This window comes from Sphingomonas sp. G5 (assembly GCF_052660795.1).
In genome coordinates this window covers 1-25526 of sequence record NZ_CP109660.1, presented here as the reverse complement: position 1 = coordinate 25526, position 25526 = coordinate 1, and the positions used below count along the sequence as shown (strand labels likewise).

Sequence of the window (25526 nt, the reverse complement as noted above, 5' to 3'; positions counted from 1 at the left end):
CTACGATGTGCCTACTGGTCTGCCTGCCTGAAGGAGTCTCGTGGGGCTACTCGACAGTTTCGAGAAGGGTCTCGAACGCGCCGTCAACGGTGCGTTCGCGAAGACCTTCCGCAGTGGCATCCAGCCGGTGGAGATCGCGTCCGCTCTGCGGAGCGAGCTCGACAAGAAGGCCGTGGTCGTCACGCGTGAGCGCATCCTCGCGCCGAACACCTTCGTGGTGCGCCTCTCACCCGCCGACGACGAGAAGATGAGCGCGCTCGGTTCGACCCTGGTCACCGAGCTCGACACCCTGGTGAAGAAGCACGCCCGCACACAGGGCTACTCGTTCGCCGGCCCCGTCGCCATCTCGATCGAGCGCGACGGCTCCCTGTCCACGGGCACGCTGCGCGTGGACTCGCAGACCACCGAGGGCCAGGTCGCCTGGCGCGGAGTCGTCGACATCGACGGCACCCGTCACCCGCTGACCTCCGCCCGCACGGTGATCGGCCGCGGCAGCGACGCCGACATCACGATCCCCGATGCCGGGACGAGCCGTAAGCACGTCGAGATCCTGTGGGACGGCGAGCGCGCCATGGTGCGCGACCTCGGTTCCACCAACGGCACGACACTCAACGGGCGTAAGGTCTCCGAGGCTGCTCTTCCGCCCGACTCGACGATCTCGATCGGCCGCACCACTATCGTGTTCCGTGTCGTCGCCCAGGCGCAGCCGCCGCGACGCTCTTCCGCGTCCGACGCCACGAGCATCTTCGATGTCCGGGAACGGGGCCCCCTCTCATGAGTCAGTTGACTCTCCTTCTTCTGCAGGGCGGCTTCCTCGTCCTGCTGTGGTTCTTCGTGTTCGGCGTCGTGTACTCGCTGCGCGCCGACCTCTTCGGCGTGAAGGTGCGCAAGCTCCCCGAGCCCTCGGCATCCGCTTCCCCGGCGGCGGCCGCGCCCACCTCCTCGCCCGACGCGGTGACCACGCAGGTCAAGCGCCCCGCGGCGCCCGTCCCGGCACCCGCCGGGGGTCTCGCGACCACGGACGCGGTCTCGCGCATCGTCATCACGAGCGGCCCCAAGGCCGGCCTTGAGCTGCCGCTGGGCACCGAGCCGCTGACGATCGGCCGTTCCAGTGAGTCGGGTCTCGTCATCCGCGACGACTACACCTCGAGCCACCACGCGCGTCTCGTGCTGTGGGGCGAGCAGTGGATGCTGCAGGACCTCGATTCCACGAACGGCACCTCGCACGACGGCGTCCGCGTGGCGGCACCGGTCCAGGTCAAGGTCGGTGCTCCCATCAAGGTCGGCGCCACGACGTTCGAGTTGAGGAAGTAACCCTCCCCCATGGTCTTCCAGGGCTCGAGCGCCGCCATCTCCCACACGGGCAAGGTGCGCTCCAACAACCAGGATTCCGGCTATGCCGGGTCCAACCTCTTCGTGGTCGCCGACGGCATGGGCGGTCACGCGGGCGGTGACGTCGCCTCGAGCCTGGCGATCGGCCGTCTGACCGAGCTCGACCAGCCGTTCGAGTCGCCCGCCCAGGCCGAGCACGCCATCCGCGATTCCCTCGCCGACACGGCCGCGGAGCTCATCGACACCGTGGCGCGGCGCCCCGAGCTGGCCGGTATGGGCACCACGGTGAGCGCTCTGGTCATGGTCGACGACTACGCCGTCATCGGCCATATCGGCGACTCGCGCATCTACCTGTATCGCGACGACACTCTCACGCAGATCACCGCCGATCACACCTTCGTGCAGCGCCTGGTCGACTCGGGTCGCATCACGCCCGAAGAGGCGCGGTACCACCCCCGTCGCTCGGTCCTGATGCGGGTGCTCGGTGACATGGATCCCGACCCCGAGATCGACAGCTTCATCATGCCGACGCAGGACGGCGACCGCTGGCTGCTCTGCTCCGACGGCCTCTCGGGTGTCGTCGACGACGCGCACACCGCGAAGACGCTCGCTCTCGGCATGCCCCCGGCCCGTACCGCCGACGCTCTGCTCAAGCAGGCACTCGACGGCGGCGCACCCGACAACGTCACCGTCGTCCTCGTCGACGTCGGTGGCCAGCACCCGGTCTTCATCGGAACCCCGACGATCGTCGGCTCCGCCTCGAACCCCAGCGGCGTGGTGGTCCCCGCCGCGCGTCCCGGTCGCTCCGGCTGGCTCCACCACGCCCGTCAGGTCGCGAACGAACCCACGCACTTCGAGCCGGCGGCCGAGTTCCTCGAGGAGTTGATCGAAGAAGACCGCCGTCGCGCCCGCCGTCGCCGCTTCGGCTGGCTCGCCGCGTTGATCGTGGTGCTCGCCGCGATCGGCCTCGGCCTGTTCGCCGGATACACCTGGACCCAGACGCTCTACTACGTCGGCGCCGACAGCGACTCCGTGGTGATCTACCGCGGCATCCAGCAGTCCATCGGCCCGATCTCGCTGTCGACGGTCTACCAAGATACGAACATCCCCCTGAACCAGCTGTCCGACTTCGATCGGCAGACCGTTCAGGCCACCATCTCCGCCCCGTCACTGAACGACGCGGAGAAGATCGTCGAACGCTTGCGTCCCGCAGCGGAGGGAAGCGGATGACCGACCAAAAGCTCACCCGTCCGGGCGACGCCGTGTCCACCGACACGGCCGTCATGCGCGCGCTCAAGAAGATCCGCGTCCCCGCCAAGCAGCGCAATCGCGAGCTCGGTCTGCTCCTGTTCGCGATCGTCGTCTACGGCGGAGCCGTCGTGCTCGTCCAGCTCGGGGTGAACAACACCGTCGAGACCGGCTACATCAGCATCGCGGCGATCCCGGCCGTTCTCGCGCTCGTCATGCACGTGGTGCTGCGCCTGCGCGCCCGAGACGCCGACCCCTTCGTGCTGCCCATCGCCACCGTCCTCACGGGTCTCGGTATCGCGATGATCTACCGCATCGACCTGGCCGAGAAAGCGAGCGGATGGGATGCCACGGGCAACCGCCAGATCGCCTGGGCGGCCCTCGCGATGCTCGCGGCCCTCGCCGTGCTGATCTTCCTGCGCAACTACCGCGTGCTCTTCCGGTACACCTACCTCTTCGGCCTCGTCGGCATCCTGCTCCTCCTGCTGCCGTTCGTGCCGGGCCTCGGTACCGACCAGAACGCCGACGTGTGGGTGTCCCTCGGGTTCGTGTCGTTCCAGCCGGGCGAGCTCGCCAAGATCTGCCTGGCCGTCTTCTTCGCCGGGTACCTCGTGCGCACACGGGAGAGCCTCACCTCGACCGGAACGCGCTTCCTCTTCATGACCTGGCCGCGCGCACGCGAACTCGGCCCGGTGCTGATCATCTGGCTCGTCTCGCTCGGCATCATCGTGCTCCAGCGCGACCTCGGTACAGGCCTGCTCATCTTCGGCATGTTCGTCGCGATGCTGTACGTCGCGACCGGCAAGACGAGCTGGGTGCTGATCGGTCTGATCCTGGTCGGAGTCGGTGCCTTCCTGGCATCCCGAGTCCTCCCCTACGTCAACGGCCGCTTCGCCAACTGGCTGAGCGCCTTCGACCCCGAGGTCATCAACCGCGACGGGGGCAGCTACCAGCTCGTGCAGGGCATCTTCGGCCTCGCGCACGGCGGACTGTTCGGCACCGGTCTCGGCCAGGGCCGGCCCTACATCACGCCCCTCTCCCAGAGCGACTACATCGTGCCGAGTCTCGGCGAGGAGCTGGGCCTGGTGGGCCTGTTCGCGATCCTCGCGCTCTACATGGTGTTCACCAGCCGCGGCATCCGCATCGGTCTGGCCGGTCAGGACGACTTCGGCAAGCTGCTCGCGACGGGTTTCTCGTTCACGATCGCCTTGCAGGTGTTCATCATGGTCGGCGGCGTCACCCGTGTGATCCCGCTGACCGGACTCACGACACCGTTCCTCGCGGCCGGCGGATCCTCGCTGATCGCGAACTGGATCATCGTGGCGTTCCTGCTGCGCATCTCCGACGCGGTTCGCAGCCGCCCCCGGGTGGTGATCGGCTGATGACCCGCCCGTCCGCTCCCGTCGACGCCCCGATCATGGAGGAGGCACCGTGACCAAAGAGCTCCGACGCCTCAGCATCGTCATGCTGGCGATGTTCCTGGCCCTGTTCGCTTCGACGAGCATCATCCAGGTCGCCCAGGCCAGTTCGTTGACCAACACCACGGGCAACACCCGCGCGCTGTACGACTCGTACCAGATCCAGCGGGGATCGATCATCGCCGGCGGCACCGCGATCGCCTCCTCGGTTCCCTCGGACGACGTGTACAGCTGGCAGCGTCAGTACACGGATGCCGCGATGTGGGCGCCCGTGACGGGCTACATGAACCCCGTGCTCGACAGCAAGACCCAGATCGAGTCGGCGGAGAACAGTGTGCTCAGCGGCTCCGATTCGAACCAGTTCTTCTCGCGCATCGACCGGGCCATCACCGGTCAGGCTCCGCGCGGATCGAACGTCGAGCTCTCGCTCGATCCGACCGTGCAGAAGGCCGCCTGGGACGCCATGGGCGACCTCCAGGGTGCCGTCGTCGCGATCGAGCCCTCGACCGGCCGCATCCTGGCGATGGTCTCGACGCCCAGCTACGACACCAACACGCTCGCCTCGCACGACACCGACGCCGTCAACGCGGCATACGACCAGCTCGTGGCCGACCCGTCGAAGCCGATGGACAACCGCGCCATCGCGGGCAACCTCAACCCCCCGGGCTCGACCTTCAAGCTCGTCGTGGCGTCGGCCGCCCTGGCATCCGGTCGTTACACACCCGATTCCGCGTTCCCCAACCTCGCCGCGTACACCCTGCCGCAGTCGACGAACGTCGTCAGCAACGCCGGCGGCGGCACCTGCGGCGGGGGCGACACCGTCACGATCGCGACCGCGCTGCGCCTGAGCTGCAACATCCCGATGGCCGAGCTCGCCGTCGAGCTCGGCGACGACGCCATCCGCGCCGAGGCGGAGAAGTACGGCTTCAACAAATCGTTCAGCATGCCGCTCGAGTCGACCCCCTCCACCTACCCGACCTCGCCGAACGCCCCGCAGACCGCGCTCAGCGGCTTCGGCCAGGGCGACGTGCGCGCCACCCCCCTGCAGATGGCGATGGTCTCGGCCGGCATCGCGAACGGCGGCGTCGTCATGAACCCGCGCATGGTCGACCGCGTGATCGAGCCGAACCTGTCGGTCAAAGACGAGGCGAGCAGCAGCGAATTCGGGCGGGCTCTCGAGCCATCGATCGCCTCGCAGATGGTCACCATGATGACGGCGAACGTCCAGGACGGCGCAGCATCGAATGCAAGAATAGACGGGGTCGCAGTGGCGGGTAAGACCGGCACGGCGGAGAACGATTCCCGTCCCTACACTCTCTGGTTCACCGGCTTCGCACCGGCGGAAGACCCCAAGGTCGCCGTCGCCGTGGTCGTCGAAAACGGTGGTGGCCAGGGGCAGAACGGGAGCGGCAACGAGATCGCCGCCCCGATAGCGAAGAAGGTCATGGAGGCGGTGCTGGGTAAATGAGACCGACGCAAGGTGTGACCTTCGGAGGACGCTACGAGCTCGATTCGCGGATCGCGATCGGCGGTATGGGCGAGGTCTGGGAGGCGACGGATCACGTCATCGGACGTACCGTCGCGATCAAGATCCTCAAAGACGAGTACATGGGCGACCCGGGCTTCCTCGAGCGCTTCCGTGCCGAGGCCCGCCACGCTGCCCTCGTCAACCACGAAGGCATCGCCAGCGTGTTCGACTACGGCGAAGAAGACGGCAGCGCCTTCCTCGTGATGGAACTCGTCCCGGGCGAAGCCCTGTCGACGATCCTCGAGCGCGACGGCTCTCTCTCGACCGACAAGACTCTCGACATCGTCGCCCAGACGGCCGCCGCCCTCCAGGCCGCGCACGCGGCGGGCCTCGTCCACCGCGACATCAAGCCGGGCAACCTGCTGATCACGCCCGACGGTCGCGTGAAGATCACCGACTTCGGCATCGCGCGCATCGCCGATCAGGTGCCGCTCACCGCGACCGGCCAGGTCATGGGCACGGTGCAGTACCTCTCGCCCGAGCAGGCGTCCGGTCACCCGGCGTCGCCGGCCACCGACACGTACTCGCTCGGAATCGTCGCCTACGAGTGCCTCGCCGGAAAGCGCCCCTTCACGGGCGAGTCGCAGGTCGCGATCGCGATGGCGCAGATCAACGAGCAGCCCGCTCCGCTCCCGCCCACCGTCGCGCCGCCGGTGCAGAACCTCGTGATGGCGATGATCGCCAAGAAGCCCGATGACCGACCGGCCTCCTCCGCTGCCGTCTCGCGCGCTGCCATGGCCCTGCGTCGGGGCGACCTCGCCGCTGCGGCGGCCGCCGTACCGGCGATCGCGGGCGGTGCGGCCCTCGTCGACGACGCGACGCAGCTGCTCACGGCCGGCGGACAGACGTCCGCCACGACACGCCTCATGCCTGCCTCCGCAGCCGCGACGTCGCTTCTCAGCGAGGAGCACCGAGAAGAAGACCCCGCACCGCAGAAGAAGAAGCGCAGCCCCTGGACGTGGCCGTTGATCGCGCTCATCGCGCTGCTCGCGCTCGTTCTGATCGGCACACTCGTCACGCTGCTGTCGAACCAGGGTGAACCGGATGCCGTTCCGGCGAGCCCCTCGGCCTCGTCCTCGACCCCGGCACCTCGGCCGTCGTCGCCCTCGCCTGCCCCGTCGCCCTCGAACACTCTCGTCGACGTCGACGCGCTGAACCTCATCGGCAAGACCTGCGACGAGGCCCGCGAGCTCCTGCGTGACGCGAACCTCGGTGCCACCTGCGCCACCGGCAACGCCGCAGCGAGCGCCGATCAGGTGGGAAAGATCTACGTGGTCGACCCCACCGGGCGCAACCCGCAGGGCACCAACATCGAGGTCACGGTCTACGGCGACGAGACGCCCCTCTCCACCCCCGGCACCCCGACCCTCCCTGGAACCTCGGTGACGGCCGGGAGCGACATCCAGGTCTCGTGGCAGCAGTACTCCTGCCCCTCGGGCACCGGGTCGGTCACGTCGTACAACTTCACCGCGACCAACGGCACCTTCGACACCAACGGTCAGTCGACCGCGTCGTTCGCGCCGGACGCGCGGAACGCGAAGCTGACGGTCAGCAACGCCCCCGGTCAGACCCTGCGCGTGACGTACACCGTCAGCTGCTCGGGCGCCGGTGACCGGACGGCCGGTCCGTCGGGTGAGGCCTCGGCGACGATCTCGGGCGGCAGCTCGGCATCGCCGTCGGCCAGCCCCGCGGCCGTTCCGACCGTCAAGCCCTGATCCCCCCGTCCCCCCACGCCAGGAGCTCCACCCGTGACCACTGAGACGCGCGTCCTTTCCGGGCGCTACCGCGTCGACGACCTCATCGGTCGCGGCGGCATGGCCAGCGTCTATCGCGGGTACGACCAGACGCTCGGCCGCACGGTCGCGATCAAGGTCCTGAAGGCCGACCTGGCCGGTGATGCGGCGTTCCGCACGCGCTTCCGCCTCGAGGCGCAGGCGGCCTCGCGCATGGCGCACCCGACGATCGTGCGGGTATTCGACGCGGGCGAAGACGTCGAGACCGGCGCAGACGGCCACGAGCGTCCCGTGCCGTACATCGTCATGGAGCTCGTGCACGGGCGCCTGCTCAAAGACGTCATCGCCGCCGGCCCCGTCCCCACCGACGACGCGCTGCGGTACGTCGACGGCATCCTCGAGGCTCTCGAATACTCTCATCGCGCCGGCGTCGTCCACCGGGACATCAAGCCGGGCAACGTCATGATCACCGACTCCGGTCGCGTCAAGGTCATGGACTTCGGGATCGCCCGCGCGGTCTCCGACTCGTCGTCGACGGTCGCCGAGACCACCGCGATCGTCGGGACCGCCGCCTACTTCTCGCCCGAGCAGGCCAAGGGCGAATCCGTCGATGCGCGCGCCGACCTGTACTCGACAGGCGTCGTGCTCTACGAGCTCCTCACGGGACGCACCCCGTTCCGCGGCGAGACGCCGGTGGCCGTGGCCTACCAGCACGTCAGCGAGGCGCCGGTCCCGCCCAGTGAGATCGTCGAAACGGTCCCTCGGGCTCTGGATGCCATCGTGCTGCGCGCCCTGGCGAAAGATCCGTTCCAGCGCCCGCAGGACGCCGCGAGCTTCCGCGAAGCTCTCGACGAGACGATCGACGGGAAGGGCCCGACGAAACGCCAGATGTCGGCGCTGTCGAACGAGCTGTACGGGCCCAATCCACGTCAAGCGGCCGAGACCGCCCGCTCGTTGCGTCAGCTCAGCACCGACACGACGATGCGCCGCACCCAGCCCGGTCCTCCCGTGGCGTGGATCTGGGCGGGCGTCACCGTTCTCGCGGTGCTTCTGGTGGCGGTGCTCATCTGGGTCATGCAGATCCAACCGAGCAACGACGTCCCCACCAGTGCCTACACGGTGCCGAATGTGGTCGACATGTCGTACGACCGTGCCGTCGAAACGCTCGAGGCGCAACAGCTCACCACCAGCCGTGTGAACGAGTCCGACGAGAAGATCGCCGCCGGAAACGTCGTGAGCACGGTCCCCGAGGCGGGAACGAACGTCACCGCGGGACAGCGGATCACCGTCTACGTCTCCACCGGTCCCGACACGGCGACGGTACCGATGCTCGACGGGATCACCGAGAGTGAGGCGCGCACGTCGCTGCAGAAAGCCGGGCTGTCGGTCGGTTCGATCCGACGCCAGGACAACCCCGCACTGGCCGCGGGCACGATCATCTCGTCGAGCGTCGAATCCGGCTCCGAGGTCGCCAAGGGCACGACGGTCAACCTCGTGGTGGCCAGCGGTCAGGTCGTCATCGTGGACTACACCGGGTACACGGTCGACGCTGCGCAACGCGAGCTGGAGTCCGACTCGAAGCAACTGACGGTCACGAAGCAGCAGGATCCCGGATGCAAGGCGGCGACGCCCCAGACGGTCAAGACGCAGTCTCTGGCCCCGGGCGAGGTTCCCGTGCACAGCGAGATCACGCTGACGGTGTGCTCGGGCTCCTGACCCCGCGGGGATGAAGGACGGAGCCGCGCGCGGCGGCCCCGGTCAAGCCGGAGTTCTCGAGCCAGCGGCCGAGCAGCAGGTGACCCCCCTCGGTGAGCACGCTTTCGGGATGGAACTGCACACCTTCGAGCGGTGCTGTCCTGTGACGTATACCCATCACCACACCGCTGTCCGTCTGCGCCGTGATCTGGAGTTCGGCCGGGAGGGAATCCGGTTCGACCGCGAGGGAGTGGTATCTCGTGGCGACGAAGGGGCCGGGGAGATCGGCGAAGACTCCCTCCCCGTCGTGTCGGATCACGCTCGTGATCCCGTGCAGCAGTTCCGGCGCGTGCCCCACCCGCGCGCCGAAGGCGGTCGCGATGACCTGATGGCCGAGGCAGACCCCGAGCAGGGGGATGCCGGCATCGAGGGCCGCGTGAACGACAGCGACGGAGTGTCCGGCGTCGTCGGGATGTCCCGGTCCCGGTGAGACGAGGATCGCATCCGCCTCGCGGACGGCTCGCCGAGGCAGCCCGCGCTCCTCGGCGTCGAACAGAACGGTCTGGGCGCCGAGGTCGCGGAGGTAGCCCGCGAGGGTGTGGACGAAGCTGTCGCGATTGTCGACGACGACGACGCGCCAGGGCCTCACTCGACCGTGACCTCCTGGGGATAGACAAGGTCGCTCACCCACGGGAAGACGTAGAAGAAGAGGCCGTACAGGACGGCAGCGACAAGCACGAGGATGATCAACACGCGCACCCACCACGGACCGGGGAGGACGCGCCAGAGGGCTCCGTACATCAGGATGCTCCAGAGGTCAGGGATGTCGGCGGACCGGCGTCGGTGCGCGGGGTGAAGGACTCGAAGACGCCGTACCCGATAGCCCGCTCCGAGAAGCCGTAGCGCGGGCTGCAGGTGGTCATCGTGATCAGTCGGTCCGTCGCTTCGACCTGCGGCTGCTGCGGCGTGGGCAGCAGGACGTTCACCCCGTCGGGGCGCACGTACTCGATGTTGCGGAAGCGGTAGGTGAACCAGCCGACCTCGGTCTCGACGACGATGGCGTCACCGATGTGCAGCGAGGGGAGGTCGGCGAAAGGGGCTCCGTGACTGCCACGATGGCCGGCGATGGCGAAGTTGCCCACCTGCCCGGGCATCGCGGTGTCGGGATAATGCCCCAAGCCGATCGGGTCGAGCGTGCGCGACGAGCTGACCCCGCCCGCCACGGTGAAGTGGTAATCGGGTCCGAGACGCGGGATGTACACCACACCGAATCGTTGTGCGTCGCCGGGCTGCTCGAGGGCGGGCGGGTCCGCCGTCGGCGGGGCCGCGGGCTGGGACGGAGACGTCGTGGTGGCCGAGGGAACGGGGGGCGGCGGATCGGCGTCCCACTGCTCGCTGAGCTCTTTGCCCTGGTCTTTGAACTGGGCACCGATGATGGCGTCACCGATCCAGAGTTGCCACACGACGAAAAGGAGCACGAGAACGCCTGCGGTGACCAGCAGGTCGCCGATCACCCCGATCACGGTCACCCGTCGACGCGGCGCACGCCCGCGCCGTGATCCCCGACGGGTCTGCGACTGATCGACGGTCTGCACGGGGGCAGTCTAGTTCCGCGGGATCACGCGTACCTGACCGTTAGACTGTCCGGCATGGCACGAACTGGCAAAGGCGAAGACCCGATCGCTGAGCGCAACGAAGGCGGATCGGCTCCGAACCCCGTGTGGTTCTTGCCCATCATGATCGGCCTCATGCTCATCGGTCTCGTGTGGGTGCTGGTGTTCTACCTCAGCAACTCGCAGTTCCCGATCCCGGGCATCGGCCCGTGGAACCTCGTCATCGGCTTCGGAATCGCTTTCGTCGGATTCCTCATGACGACGAAGTGGCGCTGAGTTACACACGTGTAATTCATCCCCACCTGTGGATGGGGCTGTGGATAACTCTCAGACGTAGAACAGAGCCGGGATCGCCAGCAGGGCGATCAGCAGCACGCTGAGCCCGACGAGCAGGCCGATCTGCAGGCGCTTCTGCGTTGCGGCACGGGTGCGCGCGTACACCAGCCCCACAGCCGCTCCGGTGATGAGACCACCGAGGTGGGCCTGCCACGAGATACCCACCGCCGCGAGCGATCCGGCGAAGTCGCCCGATCCGATGGCACCGATCGCCGCGATCACGAACGGCCAGGCGAAGTTGATGGCGATCAGCACGGCGATGACGCGGATGTCCGCGCCGATGTGCCGCCCGATCACCAGGAGCGCACCGAACAGCGCGAAGATCGCCCCCGAGGCTCCGACCGTCCAGACGCCGGGGGCGAGCAGCGCGACGGCCACCGATCCGCCCAGCGCGCCGATCAGATAGAGCACGAGGAAACGCGCACGCCCGAGCAGAGGCTCGAGGCTGCGACCGATGTACCAGAGCGCGAGCATGTTCAGGCCGACGTGGAAGAAGCCGCTATGGACGAGAGCGACCGTGAGCAGCCGCCACGGCTCCAGTACGCCGAGTTGCGGCACCACGTACAGACTGTTGAACGCGAGCAGGTTCCGGACGAAGCCGCCCACACCGGGGATCAGACCGATGATGTAGACGAGTCCGGTGACGGCGATGATGCCGAGCGTCATCTGAGGTCTGCCCGACGAGACCACCGACAGGGGGCGCGACGCCCAGCGGCGCTGCGCCTTCTTCTGAGCAGGGGTCTGGGAGGCGCGCTGCTGCGCCATGCACTCGGGGCAGATGACACCGACGGCGGCGGGGGTGCGGCAGTCCGAACACACGGTGCGCATGCACCGCTGGCACAGCACGAAGCTCTGCCGGTCGGGATGCCGGTAGCAGAAGTTGTCGCTGTTGCGACGGAACTCGTCAGTCGTGGACACCCGCCGCCGCCTGGAAGATCAGACCGAGACGATGTCGACCGACTGGAGCACGACGGGCTCGATCGGACGGTCGCCCGCGGCGGTGGGAACAGAGGCGATCTTGTCGACGACGGCCTTCGAGTCATCGTCGGCCACCTCGCCGAAGATCGTGTGCTTGCCCTGGAGCCACGGGGTGGGGTCGGTCGTGATGAAGAACTGCGAGCCGTTGGTGCCCTCGGGCTGGCCGGTGATGGCGTTGCGGCGCAGACCGGCGTTGGCCATGGCGAGCTTGTAGGGCTGGGTGAAGTCCAGCTCGGGGCTGATCTCGTCGTTGAAGTTGTATCCCGGTCCACCGATGCCCTGACCGAGCGGGTCTCCGCCCTGGATCATGAAGTTGGGGATGATGCGGTGGAAGATGACGTCCTTGTAGAGGGGACCCTCGCCCTTGGCACCCGTTGCCGGGTTCGTCCACTCCTGGGTTCCGTCGGAGAGCCCGACGAAGTTGCGGACGGTGCGCGGAGCGTGGTCGCCGAACAGGTTGACGACGATGTCGCCATGGTTGGTGTGCAGGGTCGCGACGGCGGTGTGGTTGGCCATGGCTACATTCTCTCAGAGTTATCTGCAAGGGTCGGCGGTGCCGGCGACCCGTTCTGGCAAGATGAACGAACGTACATCCCATCGACAGGGAGGATGAGCCGTGGGCCTCAGCCGCAAGAGCAAGAAGGAACTGCGCAAGCTCCAGAAGCACGCCGCGAAGGTGTGGGAGTCGCAGCAGGTGCTGCTGGGCGAGAGCGGGAAGGTCGCTCGAGAAGCCGGCCACCAGCTCGGTCGCTTCAGCCGCGAAGACCTCGTCCCCGCCGTGCAGGACGGGTACAACAAGTACGCCGCTCCGTACGTCGACAAGAGCGTGAAGTACAGCAATCGCTTCCTCAGCCACAAGGTCGTTCCCGCGGCCGGTGCCGTGGTCGGCGGAGCGATGTCGGTATGGGATGCCGCGGGCGACACCCGCGACCGTCTCGCGAAGGGTCGTGGCTTCGAGCTCGACACGCACAAGTACGCCAAGCGTGCCGAGAAGTACGGCAAGCAGGCGTCGAAGCGTCTCGCCAAGAAGCTTCCCTCGCAGCACGACGGCATCGGCGCCGGTGGCGTCATCGCCATCATCCTCGGCGTGGTCGCCGCTGCCGGCGTCGCGTACGCCGCGTGGCAGACACTGCGTGCCGACGACGAGCTGTGGGTGGCGGACGACCCGCTGCGCGCACCCGACGCGTGAGCGATCCCATCATCAGAGTCAGAGAGGCCGCGCGAGAGCGCGGCCTCTCCGTCGATATCCGCGAGCGTCCCTCCGCATCGAGCCTCGACGAGGCGGCCGAGCTGCTCGGCATCCCCTCTGCATCCATTGTGAAGACGCTGGTGGTCAAGCGGTCCGACGACACGTACCTGTTCGCTCTCGTGCCCGGTGACCGTGCCATCTCCTGGCCCAAGCTGCGTGCGGTGGTCGGGGTCAACAAGCTGCGCCTCCCGGAGCCCGAGCTGGCCCTCTCCGCCACCGGCTACGAGCGAGGCACCATCGTCCCCATCGGGAGCAGCACCGACTGGCCCGTGTACGCCGACGAGCGCATCGTCGGAACGCGGATCGCCATGGGAGCCGGCGCGCACGGCTACAGTCTGTTCGTCGATGCTGACGATCTCATCGCCGCGTACGACGCAACGGTCGCCGACATCACGGCAGAGCGAGCCTGACGTTCAGGAGCCGAGGAGGCCGGCCATCCGCAGGGCGACGTCGACCAGCTGAACGCGACGAAGTTTACGGGTCGCCCCGAGGGTGAACCACTCCGCTCGGTCGGTGGATCCGTCGGTCTCGAATCGCAGATGCCCGCCCACGACCCGGGCGCGGTAGACGATCCGCAATGCGTGGAGGGCACCCGTGGCCCCGTCGGCGAGCCGTGCCTGCGCGGGGATCACTCGGGAATGGATGCCGAGCAGCTCGTCGACGACGACGCGGAAGCCCGTCTCCTCGCGCACCTCGCGGCGTACCGCCTGCGCGGGGTCTTCACCGTCCTCGAGGCCGCCGCCGGGCAGGGTCCACGCTCCCCGTCGTCCGTCGATCCAGTGAGCGAGCAGCACACGGTCGTCGGCGTCGGTCACGACGGCGTACGCGGCCACGCGCATGTCCATGACCAGACTCTAGCGAGCGTGTTCACCCGCGTGTCGGAGGTGACGCGAAGCGCCCGGCACCCGCCACGATGGTGGCATGCGCACAGAGCTTCTTCCGACGACCTCCGACGTCTCGCGCCGCGATCTCACACTGGATCTCGCCCGCGTCACGGCGGTGTGTTTCGTCGTCATCGTTCACCTGCTGCAGGTGGGGGTGGGGTGGGGCCCCGACGGCTCCCTCATCACGTCTCGGCCCGCGGAGATGCAGCCCTGGTTCGACGCCGCCACCTGGTTCGGCCAGATCATGCCGTTGTTCTTCGTCGTCGGCGGATTCGCTTCTGCGGCCGGATGGGCGACATGGCGGAGTCGTGGAGGTGACGCGCGCGGGTTCGTCCGCTCTCGCACGCTCCGGCTGGCGCAGCCGGCTCTGCCCCTGTTCGTCTTCGTCGCTGTCGTCCTGGTCGCCGCCGCCGCGATCGGGGTGGATCCGTCGCTGGTCGACGCCGCCGTGGTCGGCGTCGGGATGCCGCTGTGGTTCCTGGCGGCGTACCTCCTGTGCCAGGCGGTCGTGCCTCTCGCCGCTCGCTGGCACGAGAGGGCCCCTCGCGGCACTCTCGTGATGCTTCTGGCCGCAGTGGTTGCGGTCGACGCCGTGCGATTCCTGTCCGGGATCGAGGAACTGGGCTACCTCAACCTGCTCTTCGTCTGGCCGCTCATCCAGCAGCTGGGATTCTGGTACCGCGACGGGTGGTTCGATCGCCGCTCGGCTGTATCTCTCTTGGCCCTCGCGACCGCCTGTTACCTCGTGGTCGGCGCCGTGGTCGTGTGGGGGCCCTACTCCGACAACATGCTGGCGAATCTCAACCCGCCCACTCTTCCCCTCGTGCTGTTCGGTCTCGCTCAGGCGTGTCTGCTGCGTCTGGCGAAGCCCGCGCTCACCGTGCTCATGCGCACGCGCCTCGCGCAGGGGGTGGTGTTCGCGATCGGATCCCGCCTGATGACGGTGTACCTGTGGCACCTGCCCGTCATCCTCATCATCTCGGGGATCGCCCTGCTCATCCCCGGCGCAGCTCCCGCGCCCGCGAGCCCGCAGTGGTGGGCAACGCGCCCCCTGGTCTTCCTGGCGACGGCGATCGTGCTCGGATTGCTCTCGCTGATCCTGATCCGATTCGAGGCGCTGGGCGACCTTCCGCCGGCACCGGGATCGGTCATCCTGGCGATCGCGTGGTTCTGCGCATTCCTCCCGCCCTTCGCCGTGACGCTGCAGGGGATGAACACGGTGCTCGCGGTCGGCGGGGCGGTCCTGTACACGGCATCCGTCGTTCTGCTCCGAAGAGGGCGGCGGCGACGCGCCTCGTGAGAGCGACGGCGGAAAAGAAGAAGAGCCGGTCCCGATGGACCGGCTCTTCTTTCTCGATTGTGGAGCCTAGGAGATTCGAACTCCTGACATCCTGCTTGCAAAGCAGGCGCTCTACCAGCTGAGCTAAGGCCCCGCGAGGGAGGGGTGGGGCTACCAGGACTTGAACCTGGGACCTCTTCATTATCAGTGAAGCGCTCTAACCGCCTGAGCTATAGCCCCGTCTCGCTGACGTGATGTCAACCTCGAAGACTTTACCGGACTTGCAAGGTTTTGACGAATCGACGTCAGTTCGAGGTGAACCCGACGAGCAGGCCGCCGGTGACCTTGACCGCGAGGTTGTAGATACCCGCCATCACGGCGCCGAGCACCGTCACGATGACGAGGTTGAGGATCGCGATGATCGCCGCGAACGCCATGACCTGGGGCAGACCGACGTACTGCGAGAGGGTCGCGCCGCCATCGGTGAAGCTGGTGAAGAACTCATCGAGCTTGGTCAGCAAGGTCGCCGACACCACCAGGTAGATCAGGAAGTACGACACGACCGTCACGATGGCCAGGGCCACCGCGGCAAGGAACGACAGCTTCACCGCCGACCAGAAGTCGATGTACACCAGTCGCAGGCGGACCTGCTTGGCGGGGGTCTTGTGAGTCGACTTCTTGGCGAGCTTGTCGGCTACCGTGCTCATGCGTCAGTACTTTCCTCGGGGGTCTCGGAAGAGGAGGCGTCGGCCTCGTCCGCGGGGGAAGCGGCGGGCTCCGTGATTGTCTCCGTCGTCTCGGTCAGGTTCCGCTCTGCGTTTCGAGCGATGGCGATGATCCTGTCATCACCTCCGGCTCGTGCGAACACGACACCCATCGTGTCGCGTCCCTTGGCGGGTACCTCGGCCACGGCAGAGCGTACCACCTTGCCACTGGCAAGAACCACGAGGACCTCATCGCCTTCCGACACCATCATTCCGCCCGCGAGCACGCCGCGATCGTCGGTCAGGCGGGCCACCTTGATGCCCAGACCACCTCGGTTCTGCATCCGGTACTCGGTGACGGCGGTGCGCTTGGCGTAGCCGCCCTCGGTCACGACGAAGACGAACTCGTCGTCCTTGGCGACGGATGCCGAGAGCAGGCTGTCCCCCTCGCGGAAGTCCATGCCCTTCACGCCCGAGGTCGACCGCCCCATCGGGCGCAGCGCGCTGTCGGTGGCGGAGAAGCGCAGCGACTGTCCGAGCCGGCTGATGAGGAGGATGTCGTCACCCTCGTCGACCAGCATCGCGCTGACAAGCTCGTCGGCGCTGCCCTGCTCGGCCTCGTCGCCCTCCTCGGCGACCTGTCCGCGGAGCTTGATCGCGATCACCCCGCCCTGGCGGTTGGTGTCGTACTCGTCGAGACGGGTCTTCTTCACGAGACCGTTCCGGGTCGCGAGCACGAGGTAGGTCGCGACGCTGTAGTCGCGGATGTCGAGAATCTGCGCGATCTCTTCGTCGGGCTGGAGGGCGAGCAGGTTCGCGACGTGCTGACCCTTGGCATCGCGGCCCGCCTCGGGCACCTCATAGGCCTTCGAGCGGTAGACCCGACCCTTGTTCGTGAAGAACAGCAGCCAGTGGTGCGTCGTGGTGACGAAGAAGTGCTCGACCACGTCGTCGGCGCGCAGCTGGGCACCCTTCACGCCTTTGCCACCGCGGTGCTGCGAACGGTAGTTGTCGCTGCGCGTGCGCTTGATGTAGCCGTCGCGGGTGACCGTGACCACCATCTCTTCTTCGGCGATGAGGTCCTCGATCGACACGTCGCCGTCGAATCCGTGGAGGATCTCGGTGCGACGGTCGTCACCGAAGCGGTCGGTGATGGCCGTGAGCTCGTCGCGGATGATGGTGCGCTGGCGAGCGGGGGTGGCGAGGATGTCGTTGTAGTCCGCGATACGGGCCTCGAGCTCGGTGGCCTCGTCGACGATCTTCTGGCGCTCGAGGGCCGCGAGTCGACGCAGCTGCATATCGAGAATGGCCTGCGCCTGGATGTCGTCGATGTCGAGGAGCTTCTGCAGTCCCTCGTTGGCATCCTGGGCCGTGGGCGAGCGACGGATGAGCGCGATGACCTCATCGAGCGCGTCGAGCGCCTTCAGGTAGCCGCGCAGGATGTGCATGCGCTCTTCGGCCTTGCGGAGGCGGTACTGCGTGCGCCGCACGATGACCTCGACCTGGTGGTCGATCCACAGGCTGATGAAACCGTCGAGAGACAGCGTGCGGGGCACCCCGTCGACGATCGCGAGCATGTTCGCGCCGAAGTTCTCCTGCAGCTGCGTGTGCTTGTACAGGTTGTTCAGCACGACCTTGGCGACGGCGTCGCGCTTGAGCACGACGACCAGACGCTGACCGGTGCGGCCCGAGCTCTCGTCGCGGATGTCGGCGACGCCGGTGATCTTGCCCTCGCGGGCGAGGTCGCCGATCTTGACCGCGACGTTGTCGGGATTCACCTGGTACGGCAGCTCGGTGATCACGAGGCACGTGCGGCCCTGGATCTCCTCGATGTTGACGACCGCCCGCATCGTGATGGAGCCTCGGCCGGTGCGGTACGCGTCCTTGATGCCGCGGGTGCCGAGGATCTGCGCGCGCGTCGGGAAGTCGGGGCCGGGAATGCGCTCCATGAGCGCTTCGAGCAGCTCCTCGCGCGTGGCATCCGGGTTCTCGAGGGCCCAGAGGGCACCGGACGAGACTTCGCGCAGGTTGTGCGGGGGGATGTTCGTGGCCATGCCGACCGCGATGCCGACCGAGCCGTTGACGAGCAGGTTCGGGAAGCGCGCGGGCAGGACCGTCGGCTCCTGGGTCTGACCGTCGTAGTTGTCCTGGAAGTCGACGGTCTCTTCCTCGATGTCGCGCACCATCTCGAGCGCGAGGGGAGCCATCTTCGTCTCGGTGTATCGCGGGGCTGCGGCGCCCTGATTGCCGGGCGAACCGAAGTTCCCCTGTCCGAGAGCGAGGGGGTAGCGCAGCGACCACGGCTGCACGAGGCGCACGAGGGCGTCGTAGATGGGGGCGTCACCGTGCGGGTGGTAGTGACCCATCACCTCGCCGACGACACGGGCGCACTTCGAGAACGACTTGTCGGGGCGGAAGCCGCCGTCGTACATGCCGTAGATCACGCGGCGGTGCACGGGCTTGAGACCGTCGCGCACGTCGGGCAGAGCACGCCCGACGATGACGCTCATCGCGTAGTCGAGGTAGCTCCGCTGCATCTCGAGCTGGAGGTCGACCTGGTCGATCTTGCCGTGGTCGTGCGCCGGCTCGCCGCGGACGTCGTCGGATTCGGGCGTGATGTCGTCAGCCATGTCTTCTCAGTTCCGTGAATGCGTCGTGCGAGATCAGATGTCGAGGAAGCGGACGTCTTTGGCGTTGCGCTGGATGAAGCTGCGTCGCGACTCGACGTCTTCGCCCATGAGCACCGAGAAGATCTCGTCGGCCGCGGCGGCGTCGTCGATCGTGACCTGCTTCAGCGTGCGCGTCTGCGGGTCCATCGTGGTCTCCCACAGCTCGTGGTCGTTCATCTCGCCGAGACCCTTGTAGCGCTGGATGCCGTTGTCCTTGGGGATCCGGCGACCCGAGGCCTGACCATCGACGAGCATCGCGTCGCGCTCGCGGTCGCTGTACGCGTACTCGTGGGGGTGGTTCGACCACTTCAGGCGGTACAGGGGCGGCTGAGCGAGGTAGACGTACCCGGCCTCGATGAGACCGCGCATGTAGCGGAACAGCAGCGTCAGCAGCAGCGTCGTGATGTGCTGACCGTCGACGTCGGCATCGGCCATCAGCACGATCTTGTGGTACCGCGCCTTGGCCATGTCGAAGTCTTCGCCGATACCCGTGCCGAAGGCCTGGATCATCGCCTGGACTTCCTTGTTCCCCAGAGCGCGGTCGAGACGCGCGCGCTCGACGTTCAGGATCTTGCCGCGCAGCGCCAGGATCGCCTGCGTGTGCGGATCGCGACCCTGCACCGCGGAGCCACCGGCGGAATCACCCTCGACGAGGAAGATCTCGCTGATCGAGGGATCCTTCGAGGTGCAGTCCTTCAGCTTGTCGGGCATCGCGGCCGACTCGAACACGCTCTTGCGACGGGCGGTCTCGCGCGCCTTGCGCGCGGCGAGGCGCGCGGTCGCGGCGTCGATCGCCTTGCGGATGATGTTCTTGGCCTGACCCGGATTGCGGTCGAACCAATCGCCGAGCTTGTCGCCCACGACCTTCTGCACGTACGCGCGCGCCTCGGTGTTGCCGAGTTTGGTCTTGGTCTGCCCCTCGAACTGCGGCTCCGACAGCTTGACCGAGATGACCGCGGTGAGACCCTCGCGGATGTCGTCGCCGGTGAGGTTGTCGTCCTTCTCTTTGAGGAGGTTGTTCGCGCGGGCGTAACGGTTCACGAGCGTCGTCAGCGCGGCGCGGAAACCCTCTTCGTGCGTTCCGCCCTCGTGCGTGTTGATGGTGTTCGCATAGGTGAACACGTTCTCGGTGTAGGCCGTCGTCCACTGCATCGCGAGTTCGAGGGCGATCTTGCGATCGGTGTCCTCGGACTCGACCTCGATGATCTCGTCGTTGACCACGTCGGCCTTGCGCACACGGTTCAGGTGCTCGACATAGTCGACGAGACCGCGCTCGTAGAGGAACGTGTCGTGGCGGGCCTCGGTGACCTCTGCGCCCGGCTCACCCTCGGTGACCACGGACTGGGCGCGTTCGTCGCGGAGGCCGATGCGCAGACCCTTGTTGAGGAACGCCATCTGCTGGAAGCGCGTGCGTAGCGTGTCGTAGTCGAAGTCGATGGTGTCGAAGATCGTGGCATCCGGCCAGAACGTGATCGTCGTTCCCGTCGCGTCGCTCTCCTCGTCTTTCGAGAGAGGAGCGAGCGGCACGCCGCCGTCGCGGAACGATTGACGCCACACGTGCCCCTGGCGGCGCACCTCGACGTCGAGGCGCGTGGAGAGGGCATTCACGACGGATGAGCCCACGCCGTGCAGACCGCCCGAGACCGCGTATCCGCCGCCGCCGAACTTTCCGCCGGCGTGCAGCACGGTCAGCACGACCTCGACGGTCGACTTGCCCTCGGTGCGGTGCATGTCGACCGGGATGCCACGGCCGTTGTCGACCACACGCACGGCGCCGTCGCTGAGGATCGTGACCTGGATCGTGTCGCAGTACCCGGCCAGCGCCTCGTCGACGGAGTTGTCGACGATCTCTTGCACGAGGTGATGCAGCCCGCGCTCACCCGTGGAGCCGATGTACATACCGGGACGCTTGCGAACAGCCTCGAGGCCCTCGAGCACCTGGATGGCGTCCGCCCCGTACTCGTTGGGAACCTTTTTGGTCGCGGCGGGGACTTCGGGTTCCTCGGAAACGCTGTCGGGGTTTTCGGACGTCATGTGTACGCGCGCTCCAGATCGATTCGTCGGAACCTCCATCCTATCGCGGACGGGCTCTCGAAATGGCGTGTACGCCCCTACGCGGCGATAAATCGTGTCGAACCGGGATCGACCATGACTCAGCCGTAGGTATCGCGCGGACCGCGGCCTGGAACGGCTCTGGGCCCCCATTTCCACGAGGGAACGTCCGGGCCCACGAACCGGATCGCTTCGACACCGGCCTCGGGAAAGCGTCGGAGGATCTCCGAGAGGATCTGCGCGCGCATGAACTGCAGCTGCTTCGCCCACGCCGTCGAATCGGCCTGAACGGTGAGTGTGCCGTTCTCGAGGGCGACGGGACGCGTGTGCGCGGCGGTGTCCGCCCCGGCGACCTGATCCCACGTACGCACGAGATCTTCGCGGGAGAGCTGGGGCTCCCACCCCGCCGACTGCGTCAGCGCCGAGATCACATCGCCCAGACCGCGCGGGTCGCGGCCCGGGCTGAATGGAGCGTTCTCGCCGTCGTCCGCCCGACGACGACGCTTCTTCTTGCGGTACGGAGAGGGCTCGAGCCCACGAAGCCGCAAGTAGGTCGACATCGTTTCGGGGATCTCGGCGTCATCACTCACCGCGGGGCTCCTCGATGCGGCCCGCCTCGACGCGGACGACGTGTGCCCGCAGGACATCGGGGACATCTTCTTCGACGGCCGAGGTGACGATGACCTGCTCGTAGCCACCGGCCAGCTCGGCCAGTCGGGTGCGACGGCCGGCGTCGAGCTCGGCGAACACATCGTCGAGGATGAGAACCGGGTCGCCCAGACGAGACTCGGCGCGAAGGAGTTCGGCGGATGCCAGGCGCAGAGCGAGCGCCACCGACCAGGACTCCCCGTGCGAGGCGTAACCCTTGACCGGCAGACCCCGAACGCGCAGCACCAGATCATCGCGGTGCGGGCCCACGAGGGTCAGACCGCGCTCGAGCTCGGCCGAACGCTTCGCCGCGAGGGCTGCTCGGAACTGATCGGCCAGGGGCTCGCTCGATCGCGCGCCATCGACGGCATCCCCCTCTTCGGGGTCGCCGCCGCCCACCGAGAGCGCCCACGACAACCGCGGCTCGTGGTCGGCGCCGGCGATCGCCGCGTAGGCCGCGGCCACGGGATCGGAGAGGTCGGATGCCAACGCGCTCCGCGCCTCGATCACCTCGGTGCCCAGAGCGACGAGCTTCTCATCCCAGACGTCGAGCGTGCGAAGCGCTTCGCCGCGGAGTCCCCGGGCGCGCGCCGACTTCAACAGAGCGCTGCGCTGACGCAGAACACGGTCGTAGTCGCCGATCACCCCGGCCATGCGAGGGGTGCGCTGGACGATGAGCTGATCGGCGAACCGGCGGCGGGCGGAGGGGTCGCCCCGCACGATCTGCAGGTCTTCGGGCGCGAAGAGGACCACCTGCGCGTACCGCGGCAGTTCGGAGGTACGGACGTTGACGCCGTTCACGCGAGCCTTGTTCGCGCCCTGGCGGTTGAGCTGCAACTCGAGCAGCACGCTGCGCTCACCGTGCGTGAGCCGCGCGCGCACGATCGCGGCATCCGTCCCGTCTCTGACCAGGGGTGCATCGTTCGAGACACGATGCGAGCCGAGAGTCGCGAGGTAGGCGATGGCTTCGACGAGGTTCGTCTTGCCCTGCCCGTTGCGGCCGACGAAGACATTCGCCCCCGAGGAGAGCTCGACGTCGGCTTCCGCGTAATTGCGGAAGTCCTTCAGTCCGAGCTGCTCCACGATCACCGAGTCAGACTACCCGCCGCCTCCGACACGGCAGCATGCGGTGCCGGTCAGCGCAACAGCAGGTTGGGCTGCAAGAGGTACTTGAACGTGCCCTCGCCGCCCTTCTCGACCGAGGTCTGGGGCGTGACCAGCACGGGGCTGAGCTTGTTCGCGTTGTCGCTCGAGGTGAAGGTGATTCGCGTGAACTCGCTGCGCACGGCACCGAGCGACTCGATGAGGTACTGCGGGTTGAGACCCAGCGTGACCTCATCGCCCACGAGCGTCGCGTCGACCGACTCCGTCGCCCGAGCCTGCTCGGTGCCGGCGGCGTCCATCGACACACCGTCGGGGCCGAACGTGAAACGCAAGGGCGCGGAACGGTCGAGCACGAGCGCGACACGGCGGACCGCCTCGACGAGCTCGGCCGTGTTGACCACGCTGTGGTGCTCGGTCTGCGCGGGGAAGAGTCGGCGCACGGGCGGGAAGTTGCCCTTGATGAGCAACGACGTGACGGTCTTGTTGCCCGACGAGAACGCGATGATCTCGCGGTCGCCCGAGCCCGAGAAGGCGATGGAGATGTCGCCGCTGTGAGCGAAGGTCTTGCCGACTTCCTGCAGCGTACGCGCGGGCACGAGAGCGGACGTGGTCTCATCGGATGCCACGGCTCCGCCGTCCCACGGGATCTCGCGGAGCGCGACGCGGTAGCGGTCGGTAGCGACCAGGCTCAAGCGGGTGCCGGAGACCTCGAGCTGCACGCCGGTGAGGACGGGGGTCACGTCGTCGCGCGAGGCTGCGAACGCGACCTGTGCGATCGCCGTGGCGAACTCGTCGGCGGGGACGAGACCGGATTCGCCGGTGACCTCGGGGATCGCCGGGTACTCCTGAACGGGCATGGAGGCAAGCGTGAAGCGCGCGGAGCCGCAGGTCAGCAGGATGCCACCGTCGTCGTCGACCGTGATCTGGATCGGAGCGTTGGGCAGACGGCTCGCAATGTCGCTGAGGAGTCGGCCGTGCACCAGGATCGTGCCGGGCTCGTCGACGGTCGCCTCGATCGTCGTGCGCGCGGAAGCCTCGTAATCGAAGGCGGCCAGGGTCAATCCCTGTTCGTTGGCCTCGATGAGCACACCGGCCAGGATCGGCTGCGGGTTTCGCTGGGGCAGGAGCTTGACCACGAACGAGACGGCTTCGCTGAACACATCGCGATTGACGTGGAACTTCACGGGTGCTCCCTTGACGGCGGGTATGGCTTACCCATGCTAGTGCCCCCTTGCGGCGACGCCCGCCGAGCGACGTCCCCACGGCAAGGTCATCGAATCTCTCTTAACAAAGAACTTGGATCTTCATCTTGTTAACAGCTGTGGAGAGTGTGGATAACTTGCGACACGCTTGTTAACGGCAGGGAACCAGGGGTCTGTTAACTGTGGACGAGCTGCGGAGAGCCTGTCGAGTTAACGACGGGTGTCGCGAGCGCCTTCGGCTGTTCCTCCACAGTGTTAACGCCTGAGTGCACAGATCATCCCGAGGAAAATCGAGTTATCCACAGGTTTTCCACACTGTGTAGAACCCCCTCCAAAACCCCCTGTGTACGGCCTTATATGCCCGATCAGGTGCGGAAAAAGAGAAAGGGGCTCGAACCACGGTCGTGGTCGAGCCCCTCGGGGAACGGGTGCTCAGCGCATACGGCCGAGCTGACTGGTGATCTCCGACACCTGGTTGAAGATCGACCGACGCTCCTTCATGAGGTCGCTGATCTTCTTGTACGCGTACATCACCGTCGTGTGGTCTCGGTTGCCGAACAGCTGGCCGATCTTCGGGAGCGACAGACTCGTGCGCTCACGGCAGAGGTACATCGCGATCTGACGCGCGGTGGCCACCGCCTGCGAGCGGCTCGAACCGTAGAGGTCGTCGACCGACAGCTTGAAGTACTGCGCGGTCGCCGTGATGATGTCCGTCGGCGAGATCACGTTCGCGTCGTCCTGGTCGATGATGTCTCGCAGGACAGTCTGCGCGAGCGACATGTCGAGCGTCGATCGATTCAGACTGGCGAACGCGGAGACGCGGATGAGGGCGCCTTCGAGCTCGCGGATGTTCGACGAGACGACCGTGGCGATGTACTCGAGCACGTCGTCGGGAATGAGAAGTCGTTCGCTCTGCGCCTTCTTGCGAAGGATCGCGATGCGCGTTTCGAGGTCGGGCGCCTGGACGTCGGTGATCAGACCCCACTCGAAGCGGCTGCGCATACGGTCTTCGAACCCGGTCAGCTGCTTCGGCGGCAGATCGCTCGTGATGACCACCTGCTTGTCGTGGTCGTGCAGCGTGTTGAACGTGTGGAAGAAGGCTTCCTGCGTCTCGGCGCGACCCTGCAGGAACTGGATGTCGTCGATCAACAGGATGTCGACGTCGCGGTAGCGCGCCTGGAAGGCCGATCCCCGATTGTTGGCGATCGAGTTGATGAAGTCGTTCGTGAACTCTTCGCTCGAGACATAACGGACTCGGATGCCGGCGTACATGCTCGCGGCATAGTCGCCGATCGCGTGGAGGAGGTGCGTCTTGCCGAGGCCTGAGTCGCCGTAGATGAACAGCGGGTTGTACGCCTTGGCCGGCGCCTCAGCGACCGCGACCGCCGCGGCGTGCGCGAAACGGTTGGACTGACCGATGACGAAATTGTCGAAGGTGTACTTCGGGTTGAGGCGCGTGTCGTTCCGCGACGCCGGGACGATCGGCTCGGGCGCCTGCTCACTCGCTGGCGAATGCACGGGTGCCGCCTGCGGGCGCTCTTCGCGCGGGGCGGCGGAGGAGCTGCGCTGCGTCTCGATCACATCGGGGTTCACGACGACGCGGAACGTCCCGATCTGAGGGTCTTCTCCTTGCACCTGCGCCAGCGCCTCGAGGATCGGCGCCCGCATGCGCTTGTTGAACTGCGCGGCGGTGAGGTCGTTCGGGACGTCGAGGTAAAGGGTTCCGCCCATCACGCCCTGCGGGACAGCGAGGTTCAGAAAACCGTGTAGCTGCGGGGTGACGCGATCATCGGTGAGAAGCTGGTCCAGCACGGATGACCAGACGGGCACATCCGGTGCTTCGTGCAGAGACAT

24 protein-coding genes and 2 tRNA genes are annotated in these 25526 nt (G+C 67.1%); 11 read left to right on the top strand and 15 right to left on the bottom strand.

Translation table 11 applies throughout. The features are described from left to right. Window positions 1-40: 40 nt before the first annotated feature. Genes NE358_RS00130 through pknB form a run of 7 tightly spaced genes read left to right on the top strand, consistent with a single transcriptional unit; the run spans window position 41 to window position 8975 of the window. Window positions 41-778, top strand: a complete 738-nt coding sequence (locus NE358_RS00130; RefSeq protein ID WP_103207407.1) for an FHA domain-containing protein — start codon at window positions 41-43, stop codon at window positions 776-778. Further along, on the top strand, window positions 775-1314 hold the full coding sequence (locus tag NE358_RS00125) for an FHA domain-containing protein FhaB/FipA (protein ID WP_103207410.1): 540 nt from the start codon (window positions 775-777) through the stop codon (window positions 1312-1314). Before NE358_RS00130 ends, NE358_RS00125 begins: the two co-directional genes overlap by 4 nt. A gap of 9 nt (window positions 1315-1323) precedes the next feature. After that, window positions 1324-2562 carry a PP2C family protein-serine/threonine phosphatase gene (locus NE358_RS00120; RefSeq protein ID WP_103207413.1) on the top strand — a complete coding sequence of 413 codons (1239 nt, stop codon included), beginning with the start codon at window positions 1324-1326 and terminating at the stop codon, window positions 2560-2562. Continuing rightward, complete coding sequence (locus tag NE358_RS00115; RefSeq protein WP_289940273.1) at window positions 2559-3962, top strand: FtsW/RodA/SpoVE family cell cycle protein; 1404 nt, start codon at window positions 2559-2561, stop codon at window positions 3960-3962. The genes NE358_RS00120 and NE358_RS00115 overlap by 4 nt, the downstream gene beginning before the upstream one ends. 49 nt (window positions 3963-4011) lie before the next feature. Then, window positions 4012-5466 carry a peptidoglycan D,D-transpeptidase FtsI family protein gene (locus NE358_RS00110; protein WP_103207419.1) on the top strand — a complete coding sequence of 485 codons (1455 nt, stop codon included), beginning with the start codon at window positions 4012-4014 and terminating at the stop codon, window positions 5464-5466. After that, window positions 5463-7241 carry a serine/threonine-protein kinase gene (locus NE358_RS00105; protein ID WP_289940269.1) on the top strand — a complete coding sequence of 593 codons (1779 nt, stop codon included), beginning with the start codon at window positions 5463-5465 and terminating at the stop codon, window positions 7239-7241. Before NE358_RS00110 ends, NE358_RS00105 begins: the two co-directional genes overlap by 4 nt. A gap of 33 nt (window positions 7242-7274) precedes the next feature. After that, complete coding sequence (pknB, locus tag NE358_RS00100) at window positions 7275-8975, top strand: Stk1 family PASTA domain-containing Ser/Thr kinase (protein WP_289940267.1); 1701 nt, start codon at window positions 7275-7277, stop codon at window positions 8973-8975. Here the strand turns inward: pknB and NE358_RS00095 are convergent. The 3 genes from NE358_RS00095 to NE358_RS00085 are packed head-to-tail and all read right to left on the bottom strand — an operon-like array spanning window position 8947 to window position 10549. Continuing rightward, window positions 8947-9603 (bottom strand): anthranilate synthase component II, encoded by a 657-nt coding sequence (locus NE358_RS00095; protein ID WP_289940266.1) that lies wholly within the window; start codon window positions 9601-9603, stop codon window positions 8947-8949. The genes pknB and NE358_RS00095 overlap by 29 nt on opposite strands. Then, window positions 9600-9755, bottom strand: a complete 156-nt coding sequence (locus NE358_RS00090; protein ID WP_170210668.1) for a hypothetical protein — start codon at window positions 9753-9755, stop codon at window positions 9600-9602. The genes NE358_RS00095 and NE358_RS00090 overlap by 4 nt, the downstream gene beginning before the upstream one ends. Further along, window positions 9755-10549 (bottom strand): class E sortase, encoded by a 795-nt coding sequence (locus NE358_RS00085; RefSeq protein ID WP_289940264.1) that lies wholly within the window; start codon window positions 10547-10549, stop codon window positions 9755-9757. Before NE358_RS00085 ends, NE358_RS00090 begins: the two co-directional genes overlap by 1 nt. A gap of 54 nt (window positions 10550-10603) precedes the next feature. On the opposite strand from NE358_RS00085, the gene NE358_RS00080 reads away from it, so the two are divergent. Then, window positions 10604-10843, top strand: coding sequence for a cell division protein CrgA (locus NE358_RS00080; protein WP_094735171.1), 240 nt, complete (start codon window positions 10604-10606; stop codon window positions 10841-10843). 51 nt (window positions 10844-10894) lie between these two features. On the opposite strand, the gene NE358_RS00075 is transcribed toward NE358_RS00080, so the two are convergent. Continuing rightward, the gene (locus NE358_RS00075) at window positions 10895-11821 is read right to left on the bottom strand and encodes a rhomboid family intramembrane serine protease (RefSeq protein WP_289940261.1); all 927 of its coding nucleotides are present in this window, start codon (window positions 11819-11821) and stop codon (window positions 10895-10897) included. An 18-nt stretch (window positions 11822-11839) separates the two neighbouring features. Beyond that, window positions 11840-12397 (bottom strand): peptidylprolyl isomerase, encoded by a 558-nt coding sequence (locus NE358_RS00070; protein WP_103207428.1) that lies wholly within the window; start codon window positions 12395-12397, stop codon window positions 11840-11842. A gap of 100 nt (window positions 12398-12497) precedes the next feature. Between NE358_RS00070 and NE358_RS00065 the strand changes: the two genes are divergently transcribed. Beyond that, window positions 12498-13070, top strand: a complete 573-nt coding sequence (locus NE358_RS00065) for a hypothetical protein (protein ID WP_056225083.1) — start codon at window positions 12498-12500, stop codon at window positions 13068-13070. Then, entirely contained in the window at window positions 13067-13540 is a 474-nt protein-coding gene (locus tag NE358_RS00060) for an aminoacyl-tRNA deacylase (protein ID WP_289940254.1), read from the top strand. Before NE358_RS00065 ends, NE358_RS00060 begins: the two co-directional genes overlap by 4 nt. 3 nt (window positions 13541-13543) lie before the next feature. On the opposite strand, the gene NE358_RS00055 is transcribed toward NE358_RS00060, so the two are convergent. Continuing rightward, entirely contained in the window at window positions 13544-13975 is a 432-nt protein-coding gene (locus NE358_RS00055) for an NUDIX hydrolase (RefSeq protein ID WP_116239652.1), read from the bottom strand. Between the two features lie 76 nt (window positions 13976-14051). On the opposite strand from NE358_RS00055, the gene NE358_RS00050 reads away from it, so the two are divergent. Then, the gene (locus tag NE358_RS00050) at window positions 14052-15314 is read left to right on the top strand and encodes an acyltransferase family protein (RefSeq protein ID WP_116239653.1); all 1263 of its coding nucleotides are present in this window, start codon (window positions 14052-14054) and stop codon (window positions 15312-15314) included. A 60-nt stretch (window positions 15315-15374) separates the two neighbouring features. Here NE358_RS00050 and NE358_RS00045 read toward each other — a convergent pair. From NE358_RS00045 to dnaA, 9 genes are all read right to left on the bottom strand, one after another. Beyond that, window positions 15375-15447: transfer RNA gene (locus NE358_RS00045), tRNA-Ala, on the bottom strand. A gap of 12 nt (window positions 15448-15459) precedes the next feature. After that, window positions 15460-15533, bottom strand: a tRNA-Ile gene (locus tag NE358_RS00040). 65 nt (window positions 15534-15598) lie between these two features. Further along, a complete protein-coding gene (locus NE358_RS00035; protein ID WP_103207439.1) occupies window positions 15599-16000 on the bottom strand; it encodes a DUF3566 domain-containing protein in 402 nt (133 codons plus the stop codon). Beyond that, a complete protein-coding gene (gyrA, locus tag NE358_RS00030) occupies window positions 15997-18627 on the bottom strand; it encodes a DNA gyrase subunit A (RefSeq protein ID WP_289940248.1) in 2631 nt (876 codons plus the stop codon). Before gyrA ends, NE358_RS00035 begins: the two co-directional genes overlap by 4 nt. 33 nt (window positions 18628-18660) lie before the next feature. Further along, on the bottom strand, window positions 18661-20700 hold the full coding sequence (gene gyrB / locus NE358_RS00025; RefSeq protein ID WP_103207445.1) for a DNA topoisomerase (ATP-hydrolyzing) subunit B: 2040 nt from the start codon (window positions 20698-20700) through the stop codon (window positions 18661-18663). A 119-nt stretch (window positions 20701-20819) separates the two neighbouring features. Then, the gene (locus tag NE358_RS00020) at window positions 20820-21308 is read right to left on the bottom strand and encodes a DciA family protein (protein ID WP_246078171.1); all 489 of its coding nucleotides are present in this window, start codon (window positions 21306-21308) and stop codon (window positions 20820-20822) included. After that, complete coding sequence (recF, locus tag NE358_RS00015) at window positions 21301-22455, bottom strand: DNA replication/repair protein RecF (RefSeq protein ID WP_103207450.1); 1155 nt, start codon at window positions 22453-22455, stop codon at window positions 21301-21303. The genes NE358_RS00020 and recF overlap by 8 nt, the downstream gene beginning before the upstream one ends. Window positions 22456-22502: 47 nt before the next feature. Further along, window positions 22503-23654, bottom strand: a complete 1152-nt coding sequence (dnaN, locus tag NE358_RS00010) for a DNA polymerase III subunit beta (protein WP_141377057.1) — start codon at window positions 23652-23654, stop codon at window positions 22503-22505. 450 nt (window positions 23655-24104) lie between these two features. Beyond that, on the bottom strand, window positions 24105-25526 hold the full coding sequence (gene dnaA / locus NE358_RS00005; protein ID WP_103207454.1) for a chromosomal replication initiator protein DnaA: 1422 nt from the start codon (window positions 25524-25526) through the stop codon (window positions 24105-24107).

Excerpts from the sequence above, each read along its gene's own strand:
- NE358_RS00125 (WP_103207410.1), top strand. The coding sequence starts at position 775 with ATGAGTCAGTTGACTCTCCTTCTTCTGCAGGGCGGCTTCCTCGTCCTG.
- NE358_RS00120 (WP_103207413.1), top strand. The coding sequence starts at position 1,324 with ATGGTCTTCCAGGGCTCGAGCGCCGCCATCTCCCACACGGGCAAGGTG.
- NE358_RS00115 (WP_289940273.1), top strand. The coding sequence starts at position 2,559 with ATGACCGACCAAAAGCTCACCCGTCCGGGCGACGCCGTGTCCACCGAC.
- NE358_RS00105 (WP_289940269.1), top strand. The coding sequence starts at position 5,463 with ATGAGACCGACGCAAGGTGTGACCTTCGGAGGACGCTACGAGCTCGAT.
- NE358_RS00090 (WP_170210668.1), bottom strand. The coding sequence starts at position 9,755 with ATGTACGGAGCCCTCTGGCGCGTCCTCCCCGGTCCGTGGTGGGTGCGC.
- NE358_RS00080 (WP_094735171.1), top strand. The coding sequence starts at position 10,604 with ATGGCACGAACTGGCAAAGGCGAAGACCCGATCGCTGAGCGCAACGAA.
- NE358_RS00070 (WP_103207428.1), bottom strand. The coding sequence starts at position 12,397 with ATGGCCAACCACACCGCCGTCGCGACCCTGCACACCAACCATGGCGAC.
- NE358_RS00055 (WP_116239652.1), bottom strand. The coding sequence starts at position 13,975 with ATGGACATGCGCGTGGCCGCGTACGCCGTCGTGACCGACGCCGACGAC.
- NE358_RS00050 (WP_116239653.1), top strand. The coding sequence starts at position 14,052 with ATGCGCACAGAGCTTCTTCCGACGACCTCCGACGTCTCGCGCCGCGAT.
- NE358_RS00035 (WP_103207439.1), bottom strand. The coding sequence starts at position 16,000 with ATGAGCACGGTAGCCGACAAGCTCGCCAAGAAGTCGACTCACAAGACC.
- gyrA (WP_289940248.1), bottom strand. The coding sequence starts at position 18,627 with ATGGCTGACGACATCACGCCCGAATCCGACGACGTCCGCGGCGAGCCG.
- gyrB (WP_103207445.1), bottom strand. The coding sequence starts at position 20,700 with ATGACGTCCGAAAACCCCGACAGCGTTTCCGAGGAACCCGAAGTCCCC.
- dnaA (WP_103207454.1), bottom strand. The coding sequence starts at position 25,526 with ATGTCTCTGCACGAAGCACCGGATGTGCCCGTCTGGTCATCCGTGCTG.